This is a genomic window from Candidatus Synechococcus calcipolaris G9, from assembly GCF_029582805.1.
Lineage (GTDB): Bacteria > Cyanobacteriota > Cyanobacteriia > Thermosynechococcales > Thermosynechococcaceae > Synechococcus_F > Synechococcus_F calcipolaris.
Map to the genome: position 1 here is coordinate 42,283 of NZ_JAKKUT010000008.1, position 13,266 is coordinate 55,548.

The following is a 13,266-nucleotide window of genomic DNA, read 5'->3' on the forward strand; positions in this document are numbered from 1 at the left end:
TTGTCTGCTTTAACATCCCTCTCTTCCCCTGGTGCGGCCGTTGACCGTCCTTCCCAACGGCTGGGTCATGGCCTTAGTTGGCGAATTTTTGCCTGGGCCAGTTTTTTGGTGTCTGTGCCCGTCTTTTTTCAAGCCCCCTTGGTGCGAGTGTTCCCCTGGATCAGTTTTCTGTCCACCCTACTCTGGTTTGCCCTCAGTGGATTCCTAGGGCGATCGCCCCGGTATCGACTAGGGGGAGATATCCTCTACGGTTTTAGTTGGTGCTGGTTCGCAGGATCGATTTATTGGGGGTGGTTGCGCTGGGAACCCCTTTGGCATTTACCCGTGGAAGCGATCGCCCTGCCGATTGTCCTTTGGCATCTGAGTCAGCGGAAATTCTTGCTGGGTTGTTTCTTTTATTTAGGTTCCCTGCTGGGTACAGCAATCACCGATGCTTACTTTTACCTGATTGATGTCATTCCCCATTGGCGGGCGGTGATGTATCTAGAAAACCAGCCCGAATTGGTCAAGGAAATTTTAGCCCAGGCGATCGCCCAACTTCAAACCTATACTGGACAACTCTGGGCTGTCCTACTCATTTTGAGTTTACTGCTCCTTGGCACTCTACCCCTATTTCAGCGGCAAATTCGCCGGGGAGATCGGGATATGTTGCCCTGGTGGGGATTCATGGGGGCAGTTCTGAGTACCCTCATGGTGGATGGATTATTTGGCCTGAGCCTACTCTGGCTGGGAACTTGATGCTTTGGTTCAGCGTCCCTTTATTTATGGAAATAGACCGTTGTTTGTGACCGTTGTTTTGTAGCCATTGCTACCAAAAAACCAAGCATTTCCTAATCCTGCATAAATGTTGTCAATCCTAATTATGCAAACTAGAATATGGAAGGAATCAATTGGGGGAAACAGTGGATTTGTATCCCTGAATACCATTAAGATTCCCTTTCACTTTTAGGCAGTTATTTTTTAGGCAATCCTTTGCCAATGTTTAGTTTATCCATGTTTAAGGTTTGTCAATGCTCAAGGTGCTACAGGTACCTATTCATTTAATGCTTTTAATGACTTTGATGGACAGACATCGCCCTTTTTTAACTCCTCTGTCCCCATTATTTTCTTACTGTTCTTATCGTTGAGTTGTGTCTCAACCTCTCAGTTTTTACGTCACCTCAAGGCATCATTTTTGTGCTTGAGACTCGTTTGATGTGAGTGCATGGTTTCTATGATTAGTCAATCTTCGTTTCCCAATGGTCGTCAATCTCTATTTCAGCGTCTAGTTCAAGGAATCCTGAAGCCCCTACAGCATTGGATCGATCGGGTAGATGTGCGCCAGCCCAGTCGCGCCCATCGTCTTTGCCGCTTGATCCCGGCCCAATGCCCCTTTGAACGGGATATTCAGGTAGGTTCCTGGCAATTCCATATTCCTGCCCTCTGCCAGTTAAATCCCGTTTATGAGCAGCTTGTATTTCTGCGGTTTCGCGCCCTCTGCTATCTAGCCGATGAGTGCGGTGAAGATATTAGTCAATATTGCTAGAACTTGCGAGAACTTGAGTCGCTATATTTTTTATATAGCTATTGCTAATTAGTTTAGGACGGGGTGCAGGGGTGAAACCCCCACACCCCCCTTATCCGAAATGTCCTAAGGAAACAGGCGACAGCTATATCTTTTGGGCGATCGCCTGGGTCAGTCTAGGCTTCATTTCCTGCCATAAAGTCTCCAGGTTCTCTATGAACTTGTGATCGCCATCTATTTCGATTAAATCCACCCAGGGACGAGTTTGGGCGTAGTCACGACTCACCTGGACGGGAATGGTCTCATCTTGGCGGCCATGGATAATCAGGGTGGGGATGGGTTGCTGTAATTCCGTTTCCGAGTAGGACATTAAATCCTCGACAAACGGAAAGCCTAGGGGGAGGAATGCCTCTTTTCCGTAGTGATAGATGGGCAATTCCCCCTGGGTACGCCATTGTTCATACTGATCCCCTAGGCGAGGCAACCAGACCTGGGCAAACTGGAAGGCGGGGGCCAACAAAATGAGGTGCTTAATCTGGGGATGCCGTTCCCCGAGCCAGGCCGCTGTCAGACCGCCAAAACTAGAACCAATGATCCCGATCGCTCCGGAATCCTCTAACAGGGCAGTACATTGATTTATCTGTCGAGTCAACGTCAGGTTAAAAAAATCCCCTTGGTTCAAATCTGGGATCAGCAGGTTGATGCCAATCTCGGCGGCGCGATCGCGAAAATAGCTGGACTTGGTTGATAGGGGGGATGAGGCAAACCCATGGAGATAGAGAAAATTAACCATTCAACAAAACCTTACCAATTTAAGCACTGCAAATGACATTAAGAAATAAAAAAACGACTTATTTCCCTGTTTTCTAGGGAATACTAGAACCTAGGTCCTCTGTTTGCCCTGCCATGGCCCCCCATCGTTCAACCTCCCTAGGGCGGGATATTCGCGCTCCCTCTCCTTTCTCCCTTGCTCGATTTATCTCCCATCAAAATTCCCACAGTCTGCTGCTGATGGGGAGTGATCTCCTATCCCTGATTCTGGCCTGGAAGATTGCCTTTAAATTCAACCAGTTTTACCAACCCTTGCCGCCGCAGTTGGTCTGGTGGACATTTTTGGGGCTGCCCAGTTTATTTTGGATTTTTGCCGGGAGTATTATAGTTATTTTAGCCTTGGGCGGTCTGTACCATCCCCGCAGCAATTGGAAAAACTATCTGCGGGCAGCCAAGCTTGTTAGCCTGAGCTACGTTCTGTCCTTGGTTATCAGCTATATCTATGACCCTGATCTGAATATGCCGCGATCGCTCTTCTTTACGGCCTGGGTTGCCAGTGTCGGGATCGTCCTATTTATGAGGTTAGGCGTGACCTTATTGTTGCAACTGGTGGCCCAACGATCCCAAGTGACGATTTTTTTAATTACCACTGGCGATCGCCTGATTCTATTGCGGGATATTTTAGAACGCCAGCCCCACTATACGATTGTGGGTACTGCCCTTGCCAGTACGGCCAATGATCCCCATACCCTAGAGATGATTTTGAAGACGGGGACCCAAGAAGTTTTGGCCGACTGTTTACCGCCATCGGATTTGGCCTCTACCCTCTACTGGCAATTGCGCCAACATGGGATCACCCTGCGCTTAGTACCCTCTAGTCTAGAAATGCTCTATCGGCGAGGTGTTCCCGAGGTGTTTGCGGCCCTACCTACTCTGCGGGCCGAAGTCACCTATCTCAATGGCTTAGAGTACCGCTGTAAACGCTGGTTTGATGTAATTGCGGCCCTAGTGGGGTTGATCCTTTTAGCACCTCTATTGCTGGCGGTGGCGATCGCCATTAAATGTACATCCCCCGGGCCCGTCTTTTTTTGTCAGGAACGGGTGGGTCTCCACGGCAAGACCTTTCACATGTGGAAATTTAGAACCATGGGCATTCATGCCGAGAAACAACAGGCGCAAATGGAAGCCATGAATGAAAATCCAGATGGTATTTTATTTAAGATGAAAAAAGATCCCCGCTGCACCCTCTTTGGCCGCTTCCTCCGCAAAACCAGTATTGATGAGCTACCCCAGTTATTTAACGTCCTGTTGGGACAAATGAGCTTGGTGGGCCCCCGTCCCCTGCCGATTCGGGATGTGGCTCGGTTCAATTCCTGGCATCATATTCGCCATCAAGTTTTACCGGGGATTACGGGCCTGTGGCAAATTTCCGGGCGATCGCAAATTGGCAATTTTGATGAAGCCGCCCGCCTAGACCTCTACTACATCGATAATTGGTCTCTGAATATGGATCTGGATATTCTCGTGGAGACAGTGCGAATCGTCTGCTTTGGCAAAGGAGCCTATTAAGTATGCAGGATACTCAATCAAAAAATAATCTCCACCCAGATAGGTTAGATGGAGATCATTCGTCATTCAGGAGATCAACAAAACAATGGGGAAAAACCCTTGACATTGCCTGGTAAAAGCTAGTTAAGGGAACTAGTTGGATGTGCCTTCCGGCTCCGCTGCACCCTCAGGAGATTCGGTTGCATCGGGGGTTGCTTCGCCCTCAGCGGGTTCCTCCACCACTTCTTCTTCGATAACTTCTTCTACAACTCCTCCATCGGGAGATTCTTCCATTGCGGGAGTTTCTTCCACGGGAGGTGTTTCATCACCGCCACAGGCTACCAATCCTAGGGAAAAACCACCCACCAACAGACCGAGCATTAATACTCTGATCACAGATTTCATACTTTTTATCCTCACCAAACATAAATTACGCATAAACCAGTCTTAAACTAGAGGCGCATGGTGATCAGTTGTAACAAGGTTGATGCAGAATAGCAAGAGTTTGAACCCTAAATCTGATAATTAGCAATAAAGCTTCTTACAAAAGTAACAAAGGCTACCGTTGATTCGTAGGGCAAGACATTCCGGCCCGGCATGGATTCCAACTGAACTTGGCTGAGGGCCGTTTCGTAGGCAGCGAGTCGCTGGTCAGGGGTTTCCTGATCGCCTTCACGGCTAATACTAGAGGCTTCATCTCCCATCAGTACTAACACGGGCTGGGCGATCGCCGCCATGATTTTACGGTAATCCCGTCGCCAAAACCCCGACAAAAAGGCATAGACGGCATGGCGACTCTCAAAGGATTGGCAACCTTCACGGAGGGTGTCTAGCCATTCCCGATCCACATCCTCGGCCCGGGCAAAGAGTTGGTCAATGGAAAATTGCCTTAAAAACCCTTCCTGACAGGCATAGACATAGAAACCCCACCCCAAGGGCGAGTCAAACAGGTTCCAGCGGATGCGTTGCAGCCAATCGGCGGTGTCCTCAATCATTAGGGGCCAGGCGGGCGGGCCACTGAACACCAAACCTTTCACCTGTTCAGGATGGTAATGAACCAGTTCTAGGGCGACGGGGAGGAGGGCCCCTTGAACCACAACAATGACGGGTTGGCCAATCACCTCTTTAATAAAAAATGCTAATTGACTTGCCCAATCTTCCGGTAAGTAGGTGGCATGGGGCATGGCACTTTTGCCGCAACCCAATAGATCTGGGGCAAAGATGGGGCGATCGTTGCCGCCCTCAACCCAGTTCCGACAGAAGCGATCCCAAAATCTGGCGGATAGGCCCACACCAATGGGATGGATTAACAGGAGGGGCGTTGCCGCTGAGTTGCTATCCCCAGATTGGTAGTAGGCACAGGAATAGGTTTGCCAGTCATAGGTCTTAAAATTAGGGGCGATCGCTGAATTAACCATAGGAAAAAGGCTCAGTATCTGGATGGGCGGTACTTTCACTGTAGTACCCTAGCCCAGCCATGGCCCAGATATGGTCTAGGGGCTGCTCTCATTTTTTGGGAAATTGCGTCAAAATAGGGATATGTCCCCAAACGAGAATCCTAAAAGATCTAATCATTTCTCGTAAAGTTCCAGACTATTTATTCGGATTATACGGAGGCAATCTGTGAGTAACACCAGTAATTTTCGTCAAGCCATTAGTGACGTAAAAGGGAATGCCATCGTCGGCCCCAATGTCATTAGTAATGCCCTTCCCTTTGTCGGTGGTGGGTTGTTGCTAACCGCAGTTGGCGGCTGGGGTGGCTTGGGTGTCATTGCCAATGCCCCTGGGCTATTCATGATCACTTTCTTTGTGGCAATCGTTGCCCAGCTTGTCCTTTTCTTTGTTGCCCGCAGTGTGGCTGTAAAAGGGAATAATGGGGTTGCCTTACCTCTGCTAGCCGTCTATAGCTTACTAACGGGTTATACCCTAGCGAGTTTATTATACGTTGCACTCCATACCCAGGGAGTGGGCTTTACGGGGATTGGTATTGCGGCCGCTGGCTGCGGTATTACGTTTATAGCCGGCCGCCCCCTTGGTTCTAACCTGTCGGAACAAGATGGTCTAGCTCTGACAAAAACCGTCCAACTGGGGATCATTGCCCTGCTCGTGGTGATGGTTGGCCAACTTTTACTTTCGTTCTTTGGGGTTTTTACGCCCACTTGGCTGGAAGTCGGCATCTCTGGGGTAGGGGTGGTTTTATTTGTTGGCGCAGCAGTGGTGGATTTCTTTACGCTACCTCGCACCTACCGCGATGATCAGTACTTACCAGCGGCCCTCTCGATGTACCTCACCTACATCAATCTATTTATCTTTATCCTGCGTCTATTGCTGGCCCTAAACCGCCGCTAGGTTGAGGTAGAATTCGCTGGACAAGGGATGGGTTATTGGCTGAATGCCCATTGACTCAATTCACAACGATGGATACAGCTATGACTACCGTCCCTATTCCATCCCCTTAAAATCTCCCCTAAACAGTCATCATGGCGTTTGGCTGCGGCGAGAAGGGATTTATATCCGCCTAGAAAATGAGCGCGGTCAGGTGGGTTTTGGAGAGATTGCCCCCTTACCCTGGTTTGGTAGTGAGTCTATTGAAGCTGCTTTAGGGTTTTGTCAAGGATTGCCTCGCCACATTACGGCGGCGACCATTCAATCTATTTCCGATGATTTGCCCGCCTGTCAGTTTGGTTTTGGTACGGCCTGGGAGGCGATCGCCCATATTCCCTATGCCATTACCCTACCCCTAAATACCCTCAATATTTGTGGACTTCTACCCGCTGGCAAGGATGTGTTAACGGCATGGCAGGCCCTCTGGCAGGAAGGGTATCGAACATTCAAGTGGAAAATAGGCGTTCATGATCACGCCCTCGAAAAGGATCTTTTTCATACCCTTATTGCTGAACTACCCACTAGGGCCCGACTGCGTTTAGATGCCAATGGGGGACTGACCCAGGAGACTGCTAGGGACTGGTTGGCCACCCTGGATGGGATCCGCCCGCCCGATCTCATTGAATTTTTGGAGCAACCCCTACCGCCCCAAGCCATCGATGAACTCATGGCCCTCGCCCATGACTATCACACTCCCATTGCTTTGGATGAGGCGATCGCCAGTGTCCGGCAATTATGGATGTGGCACCATCGGGGTTGGCCGGGCATCTATGTATTGAAGCCGGGGATTTTGGGTTTTCCAGAGCGTCTGCGCCAGTTTTGCCAATATTATCGGCAGGAATCTAAGCTAGTCTTTTCCTCCGTCCTAGAGGGGGCGATCGCCCGCACGGCTATTTTTCATCTGATTCAAGGGCTGGAACTAGAGTCCAAGCTGGCCTTGGGATTTGGCATTGACCCTTGGCGATCGGTACCCCTTTTGACACACCTAACGGACTATGAAAAACTATGGCACGGTAGCCATCAAAGTTATGAGCGTTAATTATTTTTTGAGCGTTAACCTAGCCCCAAACTGGGATCACCCCATGTTCTTTTACCCGGATATGCAACATGCGACTTCACTACTTACAACATGTTCCCTTTGAGGGGCCGGCCAATATTGCCCGTTGGGCCCAGGAACAGGGGCATAGCTTGGTGGGGTGTCAGGTCTACCAATCCCAGGAGTTTCCTGCCCTGGATGACCTAGACGGCTTGGTGATTATGGGTGGGCCGATGAATGTGGACGAGGGCGATCTCTACCCCTGGTTAGCACCCGAAAAAGCATTTATTGAGTCGGTGATTGCTGCCGGCAAGCCTATTTTAGGCATTTGTTTGGGGGCACAATTATTAGCCAGGGTCTTGGGAGCCAGGGTTTATCCGGGGTCAGAAAAAGAAATTGGTTGGTTTCCAATTCAGCCAACCCCCGCAGCCATGGAGCTTCCCCTCTGTCAAGGGTGGCGAGAAACCTTTCCCGTCTTTCACTGGCATGGGGATACCTTTGATTTACCCAGGGGAGCCATTCATTTGGCCAGGAGTGCGGTCTGTCCCCATCAGGCGTTTCTTTGGGGCGATCGGGTTCTCGGCCTGCAATTTCACTTAGAATCTACCCCAGAAACCGTCAAAACCCTGATTCACCATTGCCAAGATGAATTAATTCCGGCAGCCCATATTCAGCAGCCCAGAGAAATGTTAGGGTCAGAGATTAACTTTGTCGAGAATTGGCACCTATTGCAGGCATTACTAGGGCAATTTTTCAACTAAGATAGCGTAGCATTGGTGTAACCGTTGGAGGGTTTATGCAGGCGATCGCCATTGGTACAAGTATCATTATTCTTATCATTATTTTGATTGGCTTGGCCCTAGAGTGGAGGTATCGTCGTCGGCCCTCCCAGCCCTTAGATATTTTGCCCGCTCAATGGAATATTGATATCTATGAACCGGATCACTATCGCCTGACAGGGGAACTCGGCCTCAGTAATCCCCACCGCGGTCTAGAGGTGATGGTTCCCCAGCTATCGGCCCAGGTGAGACTCCTGAGTAGGGATGATATTGGTGCTATAGATACCACGATAGATGTCATTCCCCGACACCCGGAACCCGAATGCGCCCCCCGCAGCGATCGCTATTGGTTTGCCTATATTGTCAAGTCCAATAAACAAACCACCGTTGAACTAGTCCTAGATATTAAGGGCCCCAGCTTAACCGCCCTCAAAGCTGCCTGGGTGCAGATTCACTACATTGTCTATGGCCCCCACGGCCGCAGTGGCAAAATCCACCATGAAGTCATTCCCCTCAGTTTCCCAACGGAAGCCGCCTCTGGTCAATGGCGAGATGCAGAAACCTGCCATGTTCTACCCATCCATACCCATTTATTAACTCCCCTCGATCGCCCCACGGAGATTGTCAAACGCTACGTTCTCCCCCATAGCCAAGCTGGGGATATTGTCACCATTGGTGAAACGCCCCTGGCAATTATGCAAAGTCGCTGGTTAGATCCAAGCCAATTGCAGCCAGGATGGGTGGCGCGGCGGGTCTGTCAGTTTTTCTTACCCACCTCAAGCTTGGCTACGGCCTGCGGTATGCAAGCATTGGTGGAGCAGGTTGGTGCGTTACGGGTGCTACTGGCCTTTTTAGGGGGATCCATTGCCAAGATTTTTGGCTACCGGGGTGGGTTTTATCAATTGGCTGGATACCAGGCCCGCCTCATTGATGATGTCACCGGAACCCTACCCCCCTACGATCAATTTATTGTTTTAGGCCCGGATAATCCTCAGGGGGTGGTTGAGGAGATCAAGGCAGAAACGGGATTAGAAGCGGCGATTGTCGATGTTAATGATCTCGGAGCAGTGAAGGTCTTAGCCGCAACCCCAGGGGCCAGCCTAGCCGTTTTAGAACAGGCCCTGCGGAAAAATCCAGCGGGGAATGCCGATGAACAAACCCCCGTGGTTTTAATTCGTCCCCAGGCATCCCAGACCACTGAGCCAGGACATTGAGGGAGAATTAGCGACTTAACATCCGAATAATTTCATCATTGAGTTCTCGAAATACGTATCGTGGGCTAACGTCATCTAGCATATCCACAATACGCTGGGTTTGAGCAGCGGAAAGGTCTCGATTTCCCGTCAAGGATTCTAACTTTACCTTGATCACATGATTACGAATATCATCAACCGAGGCGCGATCGGCAACCATCCTTTGCACAAATTTACTAGATGCGGCAAATTGAATAAAATCTTTATTTAGCAATGGGTAGGATAGCTCCCCCTTTTTGTTCGTATAAGCTTTGACAATGGCTTCATACTCCGCACAATCAATCGTTGCCAATTCTTCGGGAGAATCCTCTTCTTCGGTTTGACTTTCTGGCTGGTAGCCACTGAGTTTGACGGAGCCTCGGCGAGAATAGGGCATTCCTGAGGTGAGTTCAATGGCTTCCTTAAACGCATCTACAGGAAACAGTTCAAGATTAGTATTGACAGAGGGTTCGGGTTCTGCTGTGCGGCGACTAACCGTTGCCAACCCCGGCTGATCGGTGTCGTAACGCAAAATCACAATGCCCGATTTTCCATTTTTTAATTTCTGACGATAGGCAACAGCTTCAATGGCTGACAATTCGACGATTTTTGTTCTAATCACTATCCAACCTCGTGGAGATTATCTATGGGATTCAAACTGTTTTATTACTTTATTCTTAAGTAAAAAAATATACTAAATAAAACAAAGTAATACTACCATATTGCCTACTTTATTTTTTAACACCATAAAGGTTTTGACATTTTCCTGTCGCAAAAAATTGATCACGTTGATTTTCGCCGATGTCCTGTTGGAGCGCCTCAGGCAGGAGAAAGCAGCTACCACTACCACCTAGAAAAAAAATACTAAAAAACGGGATGCGCAAGGATATTACCGCCAACAGACCATCCCCTCAAGGCTGGGGGCATTCTGTAGGGTGAGTGAATGAAATTTATTAGGGAATGATTTAAGCTAGTAAAGAGTAAATCTCAAAATCTATGTTGCAAACCCTTACCCCATGCCATGACCTGTATTATTAATCGTCGGGCTGAATTTTCTGCCAGTCACCGCTACTGGTTGCCAGAACTATCTGCGGCGGAGAACTGGAGTCATTTTGGAGCCTGTAGTCAGTTTCCTGGCCATGGCCACAACTACGTTCTCTATGTGTCCATGATTGGCGAGTTGGACATCTATGGAATGGTTTTAAATCTTTCTGATGTGAAACATATAATCCGAGAGCAGGTCATTGATCCCCTGAATTTTTCCTACTTGAATGATGCCTGGCCAGAATTTCAGCAAACCTTGCCGACCACGGAAAATATAGCTCGGGTGATTTGGCAGCGTTTAGCTCCCCATTTACCCCTGACCCGCATCCAACTCTATGAACATCCCCGTCTTTGGGCGGACTATGAAGGACATGCCATGGAAGCCTATCTCACCGTTGGAACCCATTTTAGTGCGGCCCATCGTCTGGCCTTAGAGCACCTCAGTTATGAAGAGAACTGTCGCATCTATGGTAAATGCGCTCGCCCCCACGGCCATGGCCATAATTATCATCTAGAGGTCACGATTAAAGGTGAAATTGATCCACGCACGGGCATGATTGTGGATCTAGTCACCCTAGAGCAAACCATTAAAGACGAAATTGTTGAACCCTTTGACCATACATTTCTGAATAAAGATATTGCCTATTTTGGCGAAGTCGTTCCCACAGCAGAAAATATTGCTATCCATATTCGGGATTTGCTTCAGGAGCCGATTCAAAAATTAGGCTGCCAACTCCATCGGATCAAATTAATTGAAAGTCCTAATAACTCCTGCGAAGTCCTCTGTGGCGATCGCCCTAGTGTGAGTCAAATGGGCCAACGGGCTGAGCCTGTCCTAGTTGGCCAGGGTACAGCCATCTAACACAATTTTATAATTCCTAAGGGACTGTGCCACAATTTCCATAGGACTGTTAATCTTCATATCCCAAAAGGAAAAACACCTCTCCTATGACGGATGCCCCTGTCTCCCATATTCGCAATTTTTCGATTATTGCCCACATTGATCATGGTAAATCCACCCTAGCCGATCGCCTGTTGCAATATACCGGAACCGTTGCAGATCGCCAGATGAAGGCTCAATTCCTAGACAATATGGATTTGGAGCGGGAGCGGGGGATTACGATTAAATTACAGGCTGCCCGGATGAACTACACCGGTCGGGATGGTGAGCAGTATGTCTTAAACTTGATTGACACCCCGGGCCATGTAGATTTTTCCTACGAAGTATCCCGATCCCTGGTGGCCTGCGAAGGTGCTCTGCTGGTGGTGGATGCCTCCCAGGGAGTGGAAGCCCAAACCCTAGCCAATGTCTATCTTGCCCTAGAGCATAACCTGGAAATTATTCCTGTATTAAATAAAATTGATCTACCGGGGGCTGAGCCGGAACGGATCAAGAATGAAATCGAAGAAATTATTGGTCTGGACTGCTCCCAGGCGGTGATGGCCTCGGCTAAGGAAGGGATTGGCATTGATGAAATTCTAGAATCGATTATTCATTTAGTGCCGCCGCCCCAAGATACCCTAGACGAACCACTGCGGGCCCTGATTTTTGATAGTTATTACGATCCCTACCGGGGAGTCATTGTCTATTTTCGGGTGATGGATGGCCGCTTGAAAAAGGGCGATCGTATTCGCTTGATCGCCTCAGGCAAGGAATACGACATTGATGAACTTGGCATCCTCTCCCCCAATCAAATACAAGTCCAGGAACTCCATGCAGGGGAAGTGGGCTATTTTGCGGCGGCCATTAAGGCGGTTGGCGATGCTCGGGTCGGAGATACCATTACCTTGGCTCAGAAACCAGCAAAAACCCCCTTACCCGGTTATGCCGAAGCCAAACCCATGGTTTTTTGTGGTCTATTTCCCACGGATGCAGCCCAATTTGAGGATCTGCGGGAAGCCCTAGAAAAACTAAAATTGAACGATGCCGCCCTCAACTATGAACCGGAAACCTCTAATGCCATGGGATTTGGCTTTCGCTGCGGTTTCTTGGGGCTACTCCACATGGAAATTGTCCAGGAGCGACTGGAGCGGGAATATAACCTGGATCTGATTATTACTGCCCCCTCCGTGGTCTATGAAGTGACCACCCTCAAAGATGGCGTAATTTTGATTGATAACCCCAGTACCTTGCCGGAACCCCAACACCGGGAAAAAATTGCCGAACCCTACGTGCGGGTAGAAATGATTACCCCAGAAACCTATGTGGGGACCCTGATGGAACTGGCCCAAACCCGGCGGGGCATCTTTAAGGATATGCGCTATCTTGCCCAGGGACGGACAACCCTGATCTACGAAATTCCCCTGGCGGAAATTGTGACCGACTTTTTTGATCAAATGAAATCCCGCTCTCGGGGTTATGCCAGTATGGAATATCACGTCATTGGCTACCGTGAAAATGATTTGGTCAAGTTAGATATTTTAATTAGTGGGGATCCCGTGGATTCCCTGGCCGCCATTGTTCATCGTGATAAGGCTTACAATGTTGGGCGATCGCTGGTGAGCAAACTGCGGGAGTTGATTCCTCGCCATCAGTTTAAGATTCCCATCCAAGCCTCCATCGGTAGTCGGGTGGTGGCCAGTGAAAGTATCCCGGCCCTGCGCAAAGATGTGTTGGCCAAGTGCTATGGCGGTGATGTGAGTCGGAAACGAAAACTCCTTGAAAAACAAAAAGCGGGTAAAAAACGGATGAAGGCGATCGGCAGTGTGGATGTGCCCCAGGAAGCCTTTATGGCGGTTCTACGATTAAAGGACGATTAATAAGAAAGGACGATTGGCTCGCTGGATTTATATTTTTTCTGAAAATCAATACTTTTCAAGGCTGAAATCCTTGCTAGCTGGGGTCTAACGACCTTTGTTACAATTCTTAACCCCTGGTGTTCTAGGGCTGTTTTTGCCAGGTTTTGGGGACAAAACAACGGAAAATCAAGGGTTTGCAGGTTCTTAGATGCATAAAAACCCCTGAAA

At 49.0% G+C, this 13,266-nt stretch carries 13 protein-coding genes; 9 read left to right on the forward strand and 4 right to left on the reverse strand.

Annotated elements, in window-relative coordinates; translation table 11 throughout:
• Positions 1-738 (forward strand): DUF3120 domain-containing protein, encoded by a 738-nt coding sequence (locus tag L3556_RS14550; protein ID WP_277868063.1) that lies wholly within the window; start codon positions 1-3, stop codon positions 736-738.
• A 466-nt stretch (positions 739-1,204) separates the two neighbouring features.
• Positions 1,205-1,525 carry a Mo-dependent nitrogenase C-terminal domain-containing protein gene (locus tag L3556_RS14555; RefSeq protein WP_277868064.1) on the forward strand — a complete coding sequence of 107 codons (321 nt, stop codon included), beginning with the start codon at positions 1,205-1,207 and terminating at the stop codon, positions 1,523-1,525.
• A gap of 124 nt (positions 1,526-1,649) precedes the next feature.
• Here the strand turns inward: L3556_RS14555 and L3556_RS14560 are convergent, their stop codons facing one another.
• Complete coding sequence (locus L3556_RS14560; protein ID WP_277868065.1) at positions 1,650-2,297, reverse strand: YqiA/YcfP family alpha/beta fold hydrolase; 648 nt, start codon at positions 2,295-2,297, stop codon at positions 1,650-1,652.
• Between the two features lie 113 nt (positions 2,298-2,410).
• On the opposite strand from L3556_RS14560, the gene L3556_RS14565 reads away from it, so the two are divergent.
• Entirely contained in the window at positions 2,411-3,844 is a 1,434-nt protein-coding gene (locus tag L3556_RS14565; protein WP_277868066.1) for a sugar transferase, read from the forward strand.
• Positions 3,845-3,976: 132 nt separating this feature from the next.
• Here L3556_RS14565 and L3556_RS14570 read toward each other — a convergent pair whose 3' ends face one another.
• A complete protein-coding gene (locus tag L3556_RS14570; protein WP_277868067.1) occupies positions 3,977-4,228 on the reverse strand; it encodes a hypothetical protein in 252 nt (83 codons plus the stop codon).
• Positions 4,229-4,335: 107 nt separating this feature from the next.
• On the reverse strand, positions 4,336-5,241 hold the full coding sequence (locus tag L3556_RS14575; protein WP_277868068.1) for an alpha/beta fold hydrolase: 906 nt from the start codon (positions 5,239-5,241) through the stop codon (positions 4,336-4,338).
• A gap of 205 nt (positions 5,242-5,446) precedes the next feature.
• Between L3556_RS14575 and L3556_RS14580 the strand changes: the two genes are divergently transcribed.
• The 4 genes from L3556_RS14580 (at position 5,447) to L3556_RS14595 (ending at position 9,237) form a co-directional block, all read left to right on the forward strand.
• On the forward strand, positions 5,447-6,172 hold the full coding sequence (locus L3556_RS14580; RefSeq protein ID WP_277868069.1) for a Bax inhibitor-1/YccA family protein: 726 nt from the start codon (positions 5,447-5,449) through the stop codon (positions 6,170-6,172).
• 43 nt (positions 6,173-6,215) lie between these two features.
• On the forward strand, positions 6,216-7,247 hold the full coding sequence (locus L3556_RS14585) for an o-succinylbenzoate synthase (protein WP_277868070.1): 1,032 nt from the start codon (positions 6,216-6,218) through the stop codon (positions 7,245-7,247).
• Between the two features lie 68 nt (positions 7,248-7,315).
• Positions 7,316-8,005, forward strand: a complete 690-nt coding sequence (locus tag L3556_RS14590; protein WP_277868071.1) for a type 1 glutamine amidotransferase — start codon at positions 7,316-7,318, stop codon at positions 8,003-8,005.
• 35 nt (positions 8,006-8,040) lie between these two features.
• The gene (locus tag L3556_RS14595; protein WP_277868072.1) at positions 8,041-9,237 is read left to right on the forward strand and encodes a F420-0:Gamma-glutamyl ligase; all 1,197 of its coding nucleotides are present in this window, start codon (positions 8,041-8,043) and stop codon (positions 9,235-9,237) included.
• 7 nt (positions 9,238-9,244) lie between these two features.
• Here the strand turns inward: L3556_RS14595 and L3556_RS14600 are convergent, their stop codons facing one another.
• Positions 9,245-9,877: a hypothetical protein gene (locus tag L3556_RS14600; protein ID WP_277868073.1), complete on the reverse strand. Its 633-nt coding sequence runs from the start codon at positions 9,875-9,877 to the stop codon at positions 9,245-9,247.
• 399 nt (positions 9,878-10,276) lie between these two features.
• Between L3556_RS14600 and L3556_RS14605 the strand changes: the two genes are divergently transcribed.
• Both L3556_RS14605 and lepA read left to right on the forward strand, forming a co-directional pair.
• Positions 10,277-11,161, forward strand: a complete 885-nt coding sequence (locus L3556_RS14605; RefSeq protein ID WP_277868074.1) for a 6-carboxytetrahydropterin synthase — start codon at positions 10,277-10,279, stop codon at positions 11,159-11,161.
• Positions 11,162-11,247: 86 nt separating this feature from the next.
• The gene (lepA, locus tag L3556_RS14610) at positions 11,248-13,059 is read left to right on the forward strand and encodes a translation elongation factor 4 (RefSeq protein WP_277868075.1); all 1,812 of its coding nucleotides are present in this window, start codon (positions 11,248-11,250) and stop codon (positions 13,057-13,059) included.
• The last annotated feature ends 207 nt before the right edge of the window (positions 13,060-13,266 follow it).

Bases quoted from the DNA above. Each gene is read 5' to 3' on its own strand.
- lepA (WP_277868075.1), top strand. From the start codon at position 11,248: ATGACGGATGCCCCTGTCTCCCATATTCGCAATTTTTCGATTATTGCC.
- L3556_RS14570 (WP_277868067.1), bottom strand. From the start codon at position 4,228: ATGAAATCTGTGATCAGAGTATTAATGCTCGGTCTGTTGGTGGGTGGT.
- L3556_RS14595 (WP_277868072.1), top strand. From the start codon at position 8,041: ATGCAGGCGATCGCCATTGGTACAAGTATCATTATTCTTATCATTATT.
- L3556_RS14555 (WP_277868064.1), top strand. From the start codon at position 1,205: ATGGTTTCTATGATTAGTCAATCTTCGTTTCCCAATGGTCGTCAATCT.
- L3556_RS14560 (WP_277868065.1), bottom strand. From the start codon at position 2,297: ATGGTTAATTTTCTCTATCTCCATGGGTTTGCCTCATCCCCCCTATCA.
- L3556_RS14575 (WP_277868068.1), bottom strand. From the start codon at position 5,241: ATGGTTAATTCAGCGATCGCCCCTAATTTTAAGACCTATGACTGGCAA.
- L3556_RS14590 (WP_277868071.1), top strand. From the start codon at position 7,316: ATGCGACTTCACTACTTACAACATGTTCCCTTTGAGGGGCCGGCCAAT.
- L3556_RS14605 (WP_277868074.1), top strand. From the start codon at position 10,277: ATGACCTGTATTATTAATCGTCGGGCTGAATTTTCTGCCAGTCACCGC.
- L3556_RS14585 (WP_277868070.1), top strand. From the start codon at position 6,216: ATGCCCATTGACTCAATTCACAACGATGGATACAGCTATGACTACCGT.
- L3556_RS14565 (WP_277868066.1), top strand. From the start codon at position 2,411: ATGGCCCCCCATCGTTCAACCTCCCTAGGGCGGGATATTCGCGCTCCC.